The 15,429-nt window shown below is 29.0% G+C and carries 13 protein-coding genes, 4 tRNA genes and 1 riboswitch; of the genes, 16 read left to right on the top strand and 1 reads right to left on the bottom strand.

Annotation, left to right across the window (positions count from 1 at the left end; genetic code table 11):
• The first annotated feature begins 254 nt into the window (after positions 1-254).
• The 6 genes from RH99_RS01410 (at position 255) to RH99_RS01385 (ending at position 6,119) form a co-directional block, all read left to right on the top strand.
• Entirely contained in the window at positions 255-1,058 is an 804-nt protein-coding gene (locus RH99_RS01410; RefSeq protein WP_010233380.1) for a YwmB family TATA-box binding protein, read from the top strand.
• 33 nt (positions 1,059-1,091) lie between these two features.
• On the top strand, positions 1,092-2,351 hold the full coding sequence (gene murA / locus RH99_RS01405) for a UDP-N-acetylglucosamine 1-carboxyvinyltransferase (RefSeq protein ID WP_010233378.1): 1,260 nt from the start codon (positions 1,092-1,094) through the stop codon (positions 2,349-2,351).
• A gap of 117 nt (positions 2,352-2,468) precedes the next feature.
• On the top strand, positions 2,469-3,500 hold the full coding sequence (gene spoIID / locus RH99_RS01400) for a stage II sporulation protein D (RefSeq protein ID WP_010233376.1): 1,032 nt from the start codon (positions 2,469-2,471) through the stop codon (positions 3,498-3,500).
• Between the two features lie 289 nt (positions 3,501-3,789).
• Positions 3,790-4,605: a M23 family metallopeptidase gene (locus RH99_RS01395; protein WP_010233371.1), complete on the top strand. Its 816-nt coding sequence runs from the start codon at positions 3,790-3,792 to the stop codon at positions 4,603-4,605.
• A gap of 114 nt (positions 4,606-4,719) precedes the next feature.
• A complete protein-coding gene (spoIIID, locus tag RH99_RS01390) occupies positions 4,720-4,974 on the top strand; it encodes a sporulation transcriptional regulator SpoIIID (RefSeq protein ID WP_003445786.1) in 255 nt (84 codons plus the stop codon).
• A gap of 119 nt (positions 4,975-5,093) precedes the next feature.
• Positions 5,094-6,119 carry a rod shape-determining protein gene (locus tag RH99_RS01385; protein ID WP_010233364.1) on the top strand — a complete coding sequence of 342 codons (1,026 nt, stop codon included), beginning with the start codon at positions 5,094-5,096 and terminating at the stop codon, positions 6,117-6,119.
• Between the two features lie 138 nt (positions 6,120-6,257).
• On the opposite strand, the gene yyaC is transcribed toward RH99_RS01385, so the two are convergent.
• A complete protein-coding gene (gene yyaC, locus RH99_RS01380; RefSeq protein WP_010233359.1) occupies positions 6,258-6,800 on the bottom strand; it encodes a spore protease YyaC in 543 nt (180 codons plus the stop codon).
• 108 nt (positions 6,801-6,908) lie between these two features.
• On the opposite strand from yyaC, the gene RH99_RS01375 reads away from it, so the two are divergent.
• From RH99_RS01375 to hpf, 10 genes are all read left to right on the top strand, one after another.
• Positions 6,909-7,568 carry a hypothetical protein gene (locus RH99_RS01375; RefSeq protein ID WP_010233358.1) on the top strand — a complete coding sequence of 220 codons (660 nt, stop codon included), beginning with the start codon at positions 6,909-6,911 and terminating at the stop codon, positions 7,566-7,568.
• A gap of 203 nt (positions 7,569-7,771) precedes the next feature.
• A tRNA-Tyr gene (locus RH99_RS01370) sits at positions 7,772-7,856 on the top strand.
• Positions 7,857-7,863: 7 nt separating this feature from the next.
• A tRNA-Val gene (locus RH99_RS01365) sits at positions 7,864-7,939 on the top strand.
• A 22-nt stretch (positions 7,940-7,961) separates the two neighbouring features.
• Positions 7,962-8,037, top strand: a tRNA-Thr gene (locus tag RH99_RS01360).
• A 5-nt stretch (positions 8,038-8,042) separates the two neighbouring features.
• Positions 8,043-8,127 (top strand) — tRNA-Tyr (locus RH99_RS01355).
• 111 nt (positions 8,128-8,238) lie between these two features.
• Positions 8,239-8,345, top strand: a riboswitch (SAM riboswitch).
• 74 nt (positions 8,346-8,419) lie between these two features.
• Positions 8,420-9,595, top strand: a complete 1,176-nt coding sequence (gene metK / locus RH99_RS01350; protein WP_010233357.1) for a methionine adenosyltransferase — start codon at positions 8,420-8,422, stop codon at positions 9,593-9,595.
• A gap of 543 nt (positions 9,596-10,138) precedes the next feature.
• Positions 10,139-12,346, top strand: a complete 2,208-nt coding sequence (recD2, locus tag RH99_RS01345; RefSeq protein ID WP_010233356.1) for an SF1B family DNA helicase RecD2 — start codon at positions 10,139-10,141, stop codon at positions 12,344-12,346.
• 112 nt (positions 12,347-12,458) lie between these two features.
• A complete protein-coding gene (locus RH99_RS01340; RefSeq protein WP_010233355.1) occupies positions 12,459-13,484 on the top strand; it encodes a hypothetical protein in 1,026 nt (341 codons plus the stop codon).
• Positions 13,457-14,134, top strand: coding sequence for a ComF family protein (locus RH99_RS01335; protein WP_010233353.1), 678 nt, complete (start codon positions 13,457-13,459; stop codon positions 14,132-14,134). The genes RH99_RS01340 and RH99_RS01335 overlap by 28 nt, the downstream gene beginning before the upstream one ends.
• A gap of 578 nt (positions 14,135-14,712) precedes the next feature.
• A complete protein-coding gene (gene hpf, locus RH99_RS01330) occupies positions 14,713-15,249 on the top strand; it encodes a ribosome hibernation-promoting factor, HPF/YfiA family (protein ID WP_010233344.1) in 537 nt (178 codons plus the stop codon).
• Positions 15,250-15,429 lie beyond the last annotated feature (180 nt).

The raw sequence follows: 15,429 nt of genomic DNA, 5'->3' as shown, positions 1-15,429 counted from the left end.
TTTTTATATATAGCAGATTAATATTAAGATCAAATCTTCTTAGTTTAAGGAGTATTTGTTATAAGCTTTTACATAAAATAAAGAACACTATCTAAATTTAGTAGATAGTGTTCTTTATTTTACATATTTATTAATGATTTTTATAGCAAAATAAAAGTTCTCACACATAATACATAAACTTTATATATTAATAATGTATAGGAATAAAAAGGAATAAAAAGGTTAATAATCTAAAGAGAAAGGTAGGGGGAAACATGAAGATAAAAAAGAATTATATATTTTTGGTAGTTATAATTTCTATTACTTTTTTTATGGAGAATGTATTAGCCGTTGAAAATAAAGATATAATTAATGAAGTTTTAAATAGAACTGAAAGTGTACCAATAGAAGTTGGAGTAACTACTTATTATAATATTAATAGTAATGGAAAAGATGAGTGTATAAAATGGCTTAAATCAATGAATTTATATGATAAAACTGCAGTGGATAATGTAGTTTATAAAAATAATTATGATTATGTGGATTTATTAAAGACTGCAAATGATGTTCAAGTAACGGATAAAGACATAAAAAATAAGGATAAACACATAGAAAATAAAATTACTATAAATGATGAAAAAGTATATTGTAGAGAATTCCAAAGCGGAGATATCTATGGATATATAGAAAGCAGGAAAGATGGAAATACAAATAATATGAGTTTATTTATTAGAAGAATAAATGAAAAAAACAATATTAATAGTTTGGAAAAACAAGTGATGAAGTCTATAGATAAAGAAGCTAATAATGTAATATCCTACAAGTATATAAAAGCTAAGATTTCTAATGATGATGTAAAAGTTACGCAAACTAAGATAGAAAATTATTTGAAAAATATTGGTAGTAAAAATATATCAACTGTTGAAATAAATACAGGATTTAGTACAGTAGCTTATACGAATAAATATGCTCCAATATCAGATAATGGGAAACTTATAGATTTCAATTGTGCAGTTATAAAGGCATCTGATGGAAATTATATAATTCTCGGAACACCTATAATTGATATTACTTATTAACTTATAAATAAGAATAAATTGGAGGATTAAAAAATGGATAAATTTATTATTAAAGGAGGAAGTACTCTAAGAGGCGAAGTTAATATTAGTTCTGCAAAGAATGCTGTCCTTCCAATAATAGCAGCTACAATTCTTTGTGGAGATAAATGTGTAATAAAAAATTGTCCTATGCTTTTAGACGTATATGTTATAATAGATGCACTGAAATCCTTAGGGGCAAAAATTGATATAAATAAAATAAGTGGAGAAATAGTTATTGACACTAGTGAAGTAAGTGATTCTCATATTAGTAGTGATTTAGTAAGAAAGATGAGAGGGTCATTTTTAATAATGGGTCCTATGATATCGAGATTTGGACAATTTAAGATCTCATTTCCAGGAGGATGTAATATAGGAACAAGACCTATTGACTTACATTTAAAAGGATTTAAGGCTCTAGGTGCCGATGTTAAATTAGATCATGGTTATGTTGAAGTTTCGACTCGGAAATTAGTGGGAGCTAGAATATATTTAGATTTTCCATCTGTTGGAGCTACAGAAAATATAATGATGGCGGCTGTATTAGCAGAAGGAGAAACAATCATCGAAAATGCAGCAGAAGAACCTGAAATAGGAGATTTAGCAAGTTTTTTAAATGAAATGGGAGCAAAAATTACTGGGATAGGAACAGATACATTAAGAATTATTGGAGTAAAGACTCTAAATGGAATAAGTTATAAGCCAATTTATGACAGAATAGAAGCTGGAACTTTTATGATTGCAGCTGCCATAACAAAAAGTAAAATCAAAATTAATGGCATATATAAAGATCATATAAAACCTGTAGTTGCAAAACTAAGAGAGATGGGTATTGGATTTCAATTTAGAGGACAAGAATTAATAGTTGATGGAAGAAATGATTTAAAACCTATTGACATAAAAACTATGCCTTATCCTGGATTTCCCACAGATATGCAATCACAAATGATGAGTCTTCTTGGTTGTGTTTATGGAACTAGCGTAATTACTGAGACAATTTTTGAAAATAGATTTATGCATGTTTTGGAACTCAAAAGAATGGGTGCAAATATTAAGATAGATGGTAGAAGTGCGGTTATAGAAGGCATAAGTAAATTTAATGGTGCTGAAGTAAAAGCTACAGATCTTAGAGCAGGAGCAGCATTAATACTTGCTGGGCTTGAAGCTGATGGTGAAACTGAAATATCAGATATATATCATATCGATAGAGGATACGTTGAAATAGAAAATAAACTGTATAATATTGGAGCTAAAATACAACGTGTAAAATACTAAAAGCAATTATGTTTTAAAGAGAGTCATTATTCATAGTGTCTCTCTTTTTTTTGTAATAAATGAATCAATATATAAATAGATTATATTAGTGGGATTAACAAAGGAGGGAAATTTGGATTGTTAAAGAATTTTTTTATAACCATATCTTTGGGAATTGTATTTATACTATTTGTTGCTATTTTCATAGGTGGCATTGGAAATAATATTGGTTATGGTAATAAAAATAATAATGAAGTGAAAAAATATGATATAAATACTACTGATATAGTATTTGATAAAAATAATAGCGGAGGAGCGACTATAAAAGTTTATATAACCAAAGAAAAAAAGATTAAAGAATTATCACTTGAAGAATACATAAGAGGAGTTGTACCGGCAGAAATGCCAGCAGAATTTGGTACTGAAGCATTGAAGGCTCAAGCAGTAGCTGCAAGGACTTTTGCAGTAGCGCATATGGAGTCATATGGAGGTAAGAAGTATCCAGGTGCAAACGGTGCAGATGTAACTGATACGGTTAATTGTCAAGTATATATGGATAAGAATAGTATATTAAATAAGTGGCCTAAAAATTTATCAGGAGCATATTGGAATAAAATAACTGATGCAGTCCAACAAACAAATGGACAAGTGCTTAAATATAATGGAAAATTAATTACAGAGCCATACTATTTTGCTATAAGTAGTGGTAAAACTGAGAATAGTAAGGACATATTAGGAAAGGAAGAACCTTACCTAAAAAGTGTTTCTAGTCCTGGAGAAGAAATTGCAAAAAAGTATAAGAGTCAGGTAAAGCTTTCTTATAGTAGTTTTATAAGCAAGGTAAAAAGTCAATATAGTAATTCTAATTTAAATTCCATTAATGTTAGAAACTCAATAAACATTATAAGTAGGACAGAGGCTGGAAGTGTGAAGGAGATAAAGGTAGGAAATAATACTATGACAGGCCCTAAGTTTAGAACAATGCTAGGTTTAAATTCAGCTAATTTTTCCATAAATTATAACAGTACAGGTATAGAAATAAATTGTGTTGGTTATGGACATGATGTTGGAATGAGCCAGTGGGGAGCTAATGTAATGTCAAAGCAAGGTAAGAATTATAAGGATATATTAACTCATTATTATGATGGAGTAACTATTGAAAAACTTTAAATGTAAATATAATCTGAATATATCTATTGATAATAAAAGAAATTTTATGTATGAAATTGAATATAGTATGTAAATAGAAGGTTCAACGATACAAGTATATCGTTGAACCTTCTATTTTATTTCAAATTAAAATGTTTTTATAAAAATTAGGACAGTCTAAAACTATAAGAACATTTTAGTATTTTATTAATTATTATCCATAAATAAAGTATAAAAAAGGAAAAATATTTAATATAAAATGTATTATTTACTAACTTGTGGACAAAATACAAAAAGGAGGTGTTGATTTATGGATAAAAACAATTTAAAAAACAAACAATCAACTAATAATGAAAAAAGTAGTTTCTGGAAAAGGGATGGATTTTATGTAGTTTTATTTCTTTGCTTATGCGTAGTTGCAGGAGTTGCTACATATGTGAATACAAGTCCTAAACATGGAAATAGTGCTTTAACAAAACAAGAGACTAATAAAGTGTCATTAAATGACCAAAAGAATAAGGCAACTAATGCTACAAAGGTTTCAGATTCAGCAAAAACTTCAGAGGTAGCAAAAACAAATGTACCGAAAACAAATACAGCAAAAGATGATAGTAAAAAGGCTAGTATGGATAACGCAAACTTAGTAAAAAAGGATACTGTAAAAAATAATACCAGTGTTCCTACTAGTGCCCCAGCGGTAACAAGTATGGTTACTCCTGTTAATGGAACTATTGCTCAAGGTTATACCGGTGTAGATGGAACTATGGCAGTTGGACTGGATAAAGTTTCAAGAACTATATTAGGTGAATATATAAAAGTGAAAAATAAAGGAGTACCTGTTTATGCAGCAATGAATGGAACAGTATCCTCAGTAAGTGGCGGGAATATAGTTATTACCAGTAAGGATGGAAAATTAAAAACAACATATGATAATTTGGAACCAACAAGTATAAATATAAAAGTTGGTGATTCAGTTGTTCAAAATAGTAAGATAGGTGTAGTTGGAGATAGTGACAATGCTAAAGATAGAATAGTTGATTGTGATCATTTATATTTTCAAATTGATGAAAAACAAACTGATGGAAGTTATATTGATACAAATCCTCAGAATTATATAAAGTACTAATTATTTTATATAAATCAGCCATTCCTAAAAAAAATAGGGGAATGGCTGATATTAAGTAATCAATATGGTCTGTAGTGCATATTTATAATATAGAAGGGTTAAGGAGGTAGCACTTTGAAAGATTACATTGAGGAAAGAGTTTTAGAAGTAGCTCAATATATCATTGAATCAAAAGCTACAATTAGAAAAACTGCTAAAGTTTTCGGAGTGAGTAAAAGTACTATACACAAAGATATGACAGAGAGATTACCTCAAATAAATCCTCAAATTGCTGAACAAGCTAAAAATATTTTAGAAGTAAATAAAGCTGAAAGGCATATTAGAGGTGGAAAAGCTACAAAAATGAAGTACAAGGCTATTGAAGGTTAGAGGCATTCCTATTATAATAAAAAAGAAGAGAATTTTATGATTTTATGTAATAATAAAGTTATAATGAGATAAATGTGTTATTTTATATAAAAAACATAGGAGATGGAGTGAACAAAGGAATGTTTTTTGGAATTGGATCCGATATGGGTATAGACCTAGGGACAGCAACTGTGCTTGTTTACCTTAAAGGAAAAGGCATAATATTAAAAGAACCTTCAGTGGTTGCCATAAATCGTAATACTAATGAAGTCCTTGCAGTTGGTGAGGAAGCTAGAAGAATGATAGGTAGAACACCTGGAAATATAGTAGCTATTCGACCATTAAGAGATGGCGTGATATCAGACTATGATATGACTGAAAAAATGTTAAAGCATTTTATACAGAAAGCTTGTGGAAAAAGAAGAATGTCTACACCAAAGGTAGTGATTTGCGTACCTTGTGAGTCAACTGAAGTGGAGAAAAGAGCAGTTAAAGATGCGGCAATAAATGCTGGAGCAAAGAAGCCTTGTTTGATTGAAGAACCGCTAGCGGCGGCAATTGGTATGGGGCTTGATATAACAAAGGCAATCGGTAATATGGTTATAGATATAGGTGGAGGAACAAGTGATATAGCTGTTATTTCTCTAGGAGGAATAGTAGTAAGAAGAGCTATAAAAGTTGCAGGAGATAGATTTGATGAATCTATTGTTAAATATATAAGAAAAAAGCATAAATTGATGATTGGTGAAAGAACTGCCGAAAATTTAAAAATAAAGATAGGAGCAGCTTTTAAAGGTGAACCTGAAGAGTCTTTAGAAATTAGAGGAAGAGATTTAATAACAGGGCTTCCGAAAAATTTAGTTGTCACTTCTGAGGAGATGAGGGAAGCACTTGAAGATGCAGTTAATGCTATAGCTGAGTGCACACATTCAGTACTGGAAAAAACTCCTCCTGAATTAGCAGCAGATATTGCTGATAAGGGAATTGTTATGACAGGTGGAGGATCTCTCTTAAAAGGATTAGACAAACTTATTCAACATGTTACTAAGGTGCCAGTTTATGTTGCAGAAGATCCAGTTTCTTGTGTAGCACTTGGAACTGGTAAAGTCTTAGAATTTATTGATAAAGTATACTTAGATGGAGAAGATATGTCCTTGATAGACTAATATGATAAACTTTTATGATGAGATTAAAAGTACTAAAAGGTGACTGCAATATAACAACAGTCACTTTTTTATTATTTAAAATTTTATATTCTATAATAAATTCTCAAATGTTCATTTTAATACCCCTAATTTAGTATTTTACATTTTTTTATTAGGAGTATTCTTAAATAAATAATATGAATGCAATAATGCATCACAAATTACTGTAGCCATATCTAAAATTAGGTTTAATCTTATATTTCTATTAGTAAATAATTCGTTGCTGTCACATGAATCAACTATACCTATTATGGATGAATCACCCACATATGGTAATGACTTTCCGACGCCCTTTCCGGGATGTATAGGATAATCACGTGCTTGTATTTCGCCGATATTATTACTATTACCTAAACATGCATCTATACCTAAGATCTTTGATTTGGGATAAAGTGATTTTATATCATCTAATCTTTTGTCAAGGTTTAGTGCGTGAATAGGAGTTGATATTGTGCCATAAACTGGCAAAGGAAAATTTTTGTCTTTTAATATAGTTCCGGTTAAGGGTCCGAGACAATCCCCTATGCATCTATCGGTTCCAATACAGACTATTATTGTGTTATTATCAATATAGTCTTTTAAAAAATAAGATATTTCGTAATATGCTATAGGGTTATTATAAAATGCTTTGGCTTTATTCAAGAATTACACCTCCCAATAATTTATATGAAATAATAATAGGTAATATTATGAAAATTTGAATAAAAATTCATTATAACGATATAATTAATTAATATTGGAGGGATTTATATGAATAAAAAGAAAATGAGTATTATAATAGTAAGTTTTACATTAATAACTGTATTCATTATGATATTTACTTCATATTTTAGAAAGAAAATAGATGTCGATGAAGATAAAACTCTAATTCTTAATAATAAAATTAACAATTCGACATCAAAAAAACTAGATGTAAATAATAATAAAAGTTCGGATAATGTAATTAAAGATAATTCACATAAAGATAAAAATAATAATGAAAGTACAGATCAATCAAGTGATAAAAATAATGATGACCAGTTTTTAAAAAATGCAAATAATAATATAGAAGATAAGAAGAGTAACTCTGAAAATTCTACAGAGCAAACTGATGAAAGCAATAAATATAATTCATATTCAAATTATAGAGAAGATATAGATCAGAATAAGAATGAGACTCTATTTAAAGTTTCCAAGGAAAAAATACCAAGTGAACTTACTTTTTCAGATAAAATGAAGATTTTGTCTATAAGTAAAAGTCTTTCACCTAGTGATTTAAATAAACTTCAAGTTGATATAAATAACAATAATGAAAAAAAAGGTGTTTCAGATGCAATTCACCTTTTAAAGACTCGACTTGACAGCAAAGATTTCAATAATGTGGAAGATATTGCATCAAAATTTATTAATCTGGATGCTGTAAATGATTAATTTCTTTAATCAATAAAATATTACTATGAAAATTCAAGTGCATTAGTATACTGGAGAAAAGATGAGATAAATATAGATATTTATCTAATAATCCGATATTTTTCATGTGTTTAGGACTTGAAAAAATATTATTGTGATTGTATACTATTCCTTGTTGATGTGCTTGGTACTTAAAGCAGTTCAATAAATGAATATCTTGATGTGGAGGAATTCCCGAGTGGTCAAAGGGAGCAGACTGTAAATCTGTTAGCTCAGCTTTCGATGGTTCAAATCCATCTTCCTCCACCAAATGAATGGGCGCTTAGCTCAGCTGGGAGAGCATCTGCCTTACAAGCAGAGGGTCACAGGTTCGAGCCCTGTAGTGCCCACCATTTAATAAAAATTTAATAATACGCTGGCATGGCTCAATTGGTAGAGCAACTGACTTGTAATCAGTAGGTTATGGGTTCAATTCCTATTGCCAGCACCAGTTTTGGAGGAATTCCCGAGTGGCCAAAGGGAGCAGACTGTAAATCTGTTAGCTCAGCTTTCGATGGTTCGAATCCATCTTCCTCCACCAAAAGACACATTTGTGTCTTTTTTATTTTAACTACATAATATATTGACTATGCATAAAGACTGTGCTAATATAAAAATGCAGTTTAAATTTAATAATATAATAAGTTCTAAACTCTTATCAAGAGAGGTGGAGGGAAATGGCCCTATGAAACCCGGCAACCAATGTGATTCTTGCATTAAGGTGCCAATTCCTGTAGATAATGTTCTGCAAGATAAGAGAGATTGTAAAAAATAGTCTCTTCTTATTTAAGAAGGGACTTTAATTTTTGTATTCTTATAAGGGGGAAAGTAAAATGAGAAAATTATTTACTTCTGAATCAGTAACTGAAGGACATCCAGATAAAATATGTGATCAAATATCTGATGGAGTATTAGATGCTATTCTAGCAAATGATCCATATGCTAGAGTTGCTTGTGAGACTACAGTTACTACAGGTATAGTTAATGTAATGGGAGAAATATCAACAAAATGCTATGTTGATATACCTAAAGTTGTTAGAGAAACAATAAGAGAAATAGGATATACTAGAGCAAAATTTGGTTTCGACTGTGATACATGTGCAGTAATTACATCTATTGATGAACAGTCTCCTGATATAGCCCAAGGTGTTGACGAAGCATTGGAATCTAAAAAGGGAGAAATGGATAAATTAGAAGCTGTTGGTGCTGGAGATCAAGGAATGATGTTTGGTTTCGCAACAAATGAAACTCCTGAATATATGCCTATGCCAATTGCTTTAGCTCATAAGCTTTCAAGAAGATTGACTGAAGTTAGAAAAAATGGAAAGTTAGCTTATTTAAGGCCAGATGGGAAAACACAGGTAACAGTTGAATATGAAGATAACAAACCAGTAAGAATAGATGCTATTGTTATATCAACTCAGCATAGTCCTGAAATTTCCCATGAAGATATCGAAAAAGATATTCTTGAAAATGTTATAAAACCAGTTGTTCCAGCTGAACTTTTAGATGAAAATACTAAATATTTTATTAATCCTACTGGAAGATTTGTTGTAGGAGGTCCACAAGGAGACTCAGGTCTTACAGGTAGAAAAATAATAGTAGATACTTATGGTGGATATGGTAGACATGGTGGTGGAGCATTTTCTGGTAAAGATCCAACTAAGGTTGATAGATCAGCTGCTTATGCTAGCAGATGGGTTGCTAAAAACTTAGTTGCAGCTGGCGTAGCTGATAAACTTGAAATACAACTTGCATATGCAATAGGTGTTGCAAAGCCAGTATCAATCGGTATTGAAACTTTTGGAACTGGAAAGATTGCTGAAGATAAGATTGTTGAAATTGTTGAAAAGGTATTTGATTTAAGACCTGGTGCAATAATAAAAGATCTTGACTTAAGAAGACCAATATACAAGCAGGTAGCAGCTTATGGACATTTTGGTAGAACAGATATAGATGTACCATGGGAAAAGCTTGATAAAGTAGAGGAAATAAAAAAATATATATAAATTTAAATTTAAATGCTAGTAAAACTTAGTATTCCATTAACAAGGATGAAAGCATTAAAGAAGCTGTCTCACAATGTATATCTATGCATAGAGAGACAGCTTCTTAGTCATTTTAGTAGTTTAATTGCTTTTTAGTAAATTAGCATTTTTTTAGTAAATTTAAATTAACAACTAAATTCTAATATAATATCTTAATGAATTTCCTTAGCTTTAATGTTTAAATTTATATAATAATATAGTATTTAATTTAATGGTTATGCAAATAATAATAAAATAGTTAAGATATAAATTTACTTTTGTACATTATTCTTTAAAATTGATTAATATATTTATTAGTTTGTATTCTCCCAATTAAATAATGAAGCTTAAGTATGAGTGCATAATTTAAAATTGCACTCCATTCTGTTGTATATTTTTATATGTTTTTAGCTATGTAAATCTTTGTATTCGTATTATTTAATATGATATAATTTTTATATTAGTTATAATATAAAGTTTTAAATTATAATTAAGTAATATTTTATTTATATTAGGAGAGATTTTATGTCCGAAATACACTGTGTTGTTGAAGATATAGTTTTTAAAAATGAAGAAAATGGATACGTTGTAGCTCATGTAAAAGAAAAAAATATAAGACATACTATAGTGGGGTGTATTCCGTACATTATAGAAGGTCAATCCTTAAAATTACAAGGAGAATGGGTTAAGCATCCACAGTTTGGATGTCAGTTAAAGGTTATTAGTTGTGAGGAAATACTTCCAAATTCTAAAATAGGAATAGAGAGATATCTAGCCTCAGGCGTAATAGCTGGAATTGGCCCTGTTACAGCTAAAAAGATAGTTGATAAATTTGGTGAAAAAACTCTTGAAGTATTGGATGAGGATATAGATCGCCTTTCTGAAATAGAAGGTATAGGGGATAAAAAAATAAAAATTATATATGAGGCCTATTCTAAACAAAGAGAAATAAGAAACATAATGGTGTTTTTACAAACATATGGGATAACTCCTAATCAGTGTGTAAAAATATATAAAAAGTATGGAGTAGAATCTATAAAGGTTGTAAAAGATAATCCGTATATTTTAACAGAAGACATAGCAGGTATTGGATTTAAAAGTGCGGATAAAATTGCTAGAAGTGTAGGTGTAGAAGCGAATTCGCCGTTTAGAATACAAAGTGGTATAAATTATGTTATAAATGATTTCTGTGCTATGGGAAACACATATATGCCAATAGAAAAATTAATTAAAGAATCCATGAATGCCCTCTCTGTAGAAAAGGCAGATATAGAAAAAAATATATATGAGAGCACACTTGAGCAAAAAATAAAAATTGAAATAATTAATGGTGAAAATTGTGTATTTACTATGCCTTATTATTATTGTGAATTGGGAGTTACTAAAAAAATAGTAACTTTAAGTACCGATAATTATGATGAGGTTAAAATTGATATAAATAAACAAATAGAAGAATTTGAAAAATTAAATTCTATAGAATTTGCACCTATACAAAAAGAAGCTATAAGAGGAGCTTTTGAAAATGGAATTGAAGTAATTACTGGTGGACCAGGTACAGGAAAAACTACAATTATAAATTGTATAACACATATATTTGAAAAAGCGTCTTTAAGAGTGTTTATGGCTGCACCAACGGGAAGAGCCGCTAAGAGAATGTCAGAAGCTTCTGGAAAGGAAGCAAAAACAATGCATAGATTGTTAGAATTAGGTATTGGAGATAATAATCAAACTGCATTTTTTAAAAGAGAAGAATGCCCTTTAGAATGTGATGTTATTATAGTTGATGAGGCATCTATGATTGATATTGTATTAATGAATAATCTCCTTAAAGCTATAGGATTTGGAACAAGGCTCATTATAGTTGGTGATGTTGATCAGTTACCATCTGTAGGGCCTGGTAATGTATTAAGAGATATAATTGAAAGTAAAGCTGTAAAAGTAGTAAGACTTAAAGACATATTTAGGCAGGCAAAAGAAAGTATGATTATAGTAAATGCTCATAAGATTAACAATGGAGAAATGCCTATTTTGAATAAAAAAGATAAAGATTTTTATTTTATGAATAGAGAAGGCAATGAAAATATACTCAATACTATTATAGAGCTTATATACAAAAGACTACCGAAATTTAATTCAAAATGGGATAGTAAACACCATATTCAAGTTTTATCTCCCATGAGAAAAGGCATACTTGGAGTATCTAGTTTAAATAATAGTATTCAGCAAGTATTAAATCCTAAAAGCAAAGATAAGAAAGAAGTTAAGTCTAGAGATATTATATTTAGAACTGGTGACAAAGTTATGCAAACTAAAAATAACTATACATTAAAATGGAGTAGAGTTGGTGGTGAAGGAGAAAAGGATGGTGCAGGTGTATTTAATGGGGATGTAGGATTTGTTGAGGATGTTGATCAAGAAAGTAATCTTATTGTAATATTTGATAATGAAAGAAAAGTAGTATATGAAGATATGTATTTAGATGAATTAGATCTTGCTTATGCTATTACAATACATAAAAGCCAAGGAAGTGAATTCCCTGTAGTAGTAATGCCAGCATTTATGGGACCTCCATTACTTATGAATAGAAATTTATTGTATACAGGTATCACAAGAGCAAAAAAACTAGTGGTTCTTGTAGGAAGCCAGAAGTCAATACATTTTATGATAAATAATGATAAAAGTTTTGATAGATATTCTGGACTTAAGTGGAGAATTATGGATATAATACAATAGAAATATGATAGAATTAAATTCAGGTCAATTTATTATTTTCATTAGTATAATAATATAAGGGACTAAATCTTAAATTATCATCGATAATATAAAAAATACAGGAGGTCTATTTATGAATATAAATAATTTAAATACCTTGAGTATTAAAGAAATGAAGATTAGTAATTCTATTTTAAATTGGAGTTTTGGAAGAAAGAATCTTTTAAGTATTGTAGCACCTCCATATAATACAGCTCTTATATTTTTAAAAGTTATAATGGAATATATAAGTACTGGAAGAAGAGTTATATATATAACCGAAGAATGTGAAAAAAATATTCAAATAATCATTTATCTTAGAAATAACACTAAATTTAGAAAGTATACATATCTTAAAAATAGTATAACTGGTTCAAGTTCTTCTTTAATTTTCTGCAATTATAAAAAAGCCGTTCTTATTAAAGATAAATTTGATTTAGTTATTTATGATGACATTAGGAGTTATCCTATATATTCTAAATATGAAATAATAGATATTATGAATAAATGTTGTTATGAGAATGGAAAACTTATAGCATACTCTATTGATGATATTTTTAATAAGGGAAAAGAAATGATTTTGCCTATTAAGGATAATAAGATGCCTTTAGTTGAACCTAGAATAATAACTACAAGAATTGATATAAGTAAAGATATGCCATTTGTTGTATATGAATATATAAAATGGTCAATAAATATTGGTAGAAGAGTAGCTATAATATTACCTAATAGTATAAATATATTTAATGTTACATCTTATGTGGTTAAATATTGTGAAGTCCTAACGCATAATATAACGTATTATTCACAGTATGAAAAGAACATAAATACTATTAAGGAGTTTCATAAATATGATGAAGGTGTAATAGTAACGGATGACTTTGATAGTGTTTGTACAGATAATAATAGTATAAATATAATGATTTTTTTTGCAGATAGCAATGAATTTAATTATAAAAAATTAGTGTACTTTTGTGGTAGAACTGGAGAAGGAGATATTGGAAGCAGAGGTGAAGTTATATGCTTAGCAAAAGAAGAAAATTATGAAATAGAAAAAGCTAAAAATATAACCAGAAATTTCAATAAAAAAGCATGGGAAGATGGATTATTAAGCTTATAAAATATGTATTAGATTGTGTTTTAAGTATTATATATTGCAGTGAATATAAATGTGTAGTTTGTGAATCGTATGTAGAAGAAAGCAACATATGTAGTGAGTGTAGGGAAAGTATAAAAATTTGTAATGATACTATAAAGCTTTATAGAGAAAATGATGAAATAATTTGTTACAGTGTATCATATTACTCTAATATTATGGCTAAATTAATCTTAAGACTCAAATATAAAAATGATTTTGTCTGTGGAGACATAGTTGGAAATTTTATGGTGGAATTTATAGAAAAAAATAATATTAAGTTTGATGCCATAACCTTTGTACCAATGACTAAAAATGCTATTAAAAAAAGAGGATATAATCAAAGTAGACTTCTAGCTAGTATTATTAGCAAGAAATTTGACATTGAATTAATAGATTGTCTTAGAAAAGTAAGAGAAACAAAAGATCAAATAGGGTTAGATAGTAATTCAAGATGGAAGAATTTATCTGCATCTTTTAAAATAAAAGATGCAGATAAGATATTAAATAAAAACATTTTAGTTATCGATGATGTAATAACTACAGGTGCTACTTCTTATCATTGTGCAGAAGAAATACTTAACAATGGAGCAAAAAAAGTTAATATCTTGACTGCTGCTAAAACTAGTATATAATATTAAGTGTATTAAGTTAGGTTTGTGGTTGAAAGTCGATGCCAGTCGCAGGCAAAACGATCCACGTAAGTTAAACAAAGTTTAATGAGCATGGTGCGGTTTAGAGGTAAGTCCTGCCGTGAAAAACGAGAGAACAACTAGTGAGAGGTTAATTCCGGGTAGCAAAAGTTCCAGCAGGCGAGTGTGGGGTCAAAGACCAGGTCAACTAACTTGAGATTGCACCAATGGTGCTAATTAGCAGTCTTTTCGGAGGCTGCTATATTTATTTATTAAAAACAATATAAAAGAAGAATTATATGTAAGCTTTTTCTTAAATCTATACATTGAAGAGATTTTTACTTCAGAGGAATAAATATCAACTATTTTTATTCTTTTTATGGTTTTAAAATAGATATTTTGTAAATAATAATTAAAGTAGAGGAATTAAAAATATAAAAGTATTAATAAAAAATATATAATATTCTGTCAATTTGCTTTTACTACTTGATACTTTTTATAAAAAGTAATAAAATAAGGTAAAGAGGAATAATTATCCTAAAATTACAATCAACAATTGGTTCTAGAGAGGAGCTGTTAATATGAGAATAACTATTAGCGGAAAAAACGTAGAGGTTACAAATGGTCTTAGGAGTGCTATTGAAAAGAAATTGACAAAACTGGATAGGTACTTTAATCCTGATGTAACAGCTCATGCAACTTTGAGTGTAGAAAATTATAGACAAATAGTTGAAGTTACTATTCCTTTTGGAGGAGCTATACTTAGAGGTGAAGAATCCAATACAGATATGTATGCAGCCATAGATTTAGTTGCAGATAAAATGGAGAGACAAGTAAGAAAACAAAAGACAAAATTAGATAGAAAAAAATATGGTGCATCTTTAAGATTTCAATCAATACCTGATTTTGAGGATTATGGTAAAGATGAGGTTAAAGAACCATCAATAGTTAAAACTAAAAAATTTGCTATAAAACCAATGTCAGAAGAAGAGGCTGTTTTACAAATGGAACTTTTAGCACATAGCTTTTTTGTTTTCCAAAATGCTGATTCTACTGAAGTAAATGTAGTGTATAAGAGGAAAGACGGGAATTATGGTCTTATTGAACCAGAATTTTAAGTTATAAAAGTTGAAAGAGTGTAGATTTAAAATCTACACTCTTTTAAATCCAAAGTATTTATCATATTTAGTTTTTAAATATGATTTGTGGGTTTGATATATGAGTAAACTTAATGATATCTATTCACTTGATTAAGGTTCATGTTAATTATATAAGTTGAAGGAATATGGGTTAGATGT

Origin of the sequence: Clostridium arbusti SL206, from assembly GCF_000246895.1 — a bacterium.
Lineage (GTDB): Bacteria > Bacillota > Clostridia > Clostridiales > Clostridiaceae > Clostridium_I > Clostridium_I arbusti.
This window is presented reverse-complemented; position numbering and strand designations above follow the sequence as displayed.

Coding starts and splice junctions, on each gene's coding strand:
- RH99_RS01410 (WP_010233380.1), top strand. CDS start 255: ATGAAGATAAAAAAGAATTATATATTTTTGGTAGTTATAATTTCTATT.
- murA (WP_010233378.1), top strand. CDS start 1,092: ATGGATAAATTTATTATTAAAGGAGGAAGTACTCTAAGAGGCGAAGTT.
- RH99_RS01395 (WP_010233371.1), top strand. CDS start 3,790: ATGGATAAAAACAATTTAAAAAACAAACAATCAACTAATAATGAAAAA.
- RH99_RS01385 (WP_010233364.1), top strand. CDS start 5,094: ATGTTTTTTGGAATTGGATCCGATATGGGTATAGACCTAGGGACAGCA.
- RH99_RS01375 (WP_010233358.1), top strand. CDS start 6,909: ATGAATAAAAAGAAAATGAGTATTATAATAGTAAGTTTTACATTAATA.
- metK (WP_010233357.1), top strand. CDS start 8,420: ATGAGAAAATTATTTACTTCTGAATCAGTAACTGAAGGACATCCAGAT.
- recD2 (WP_010233356.1), top strand. CDS start 10,139: ATGTCCGAAATACACTGTGTTGTTGAAGATATAGTTTTTAAAAATGAA.
- RH99_RS01340 (WP_010233355.1), top strand. CDS start 12,459: ATGAATATAAATAATTTAAATACCTTGAGTATTAAAGAAATGAAGATT.
- RH99_RS01335 (WP_010233353.1), top strand. CDS start 13,457: ATGGGAAGATGGATTATTAAGCTTATAAAATATGTATTAGATTGTGTT.
- hpf (WP_010233344.1), top strand. CDS start 14,713: ATGAGAATAACTATTAGCGGAAAAAACGTAGAGGTTACAAATGGTCTT.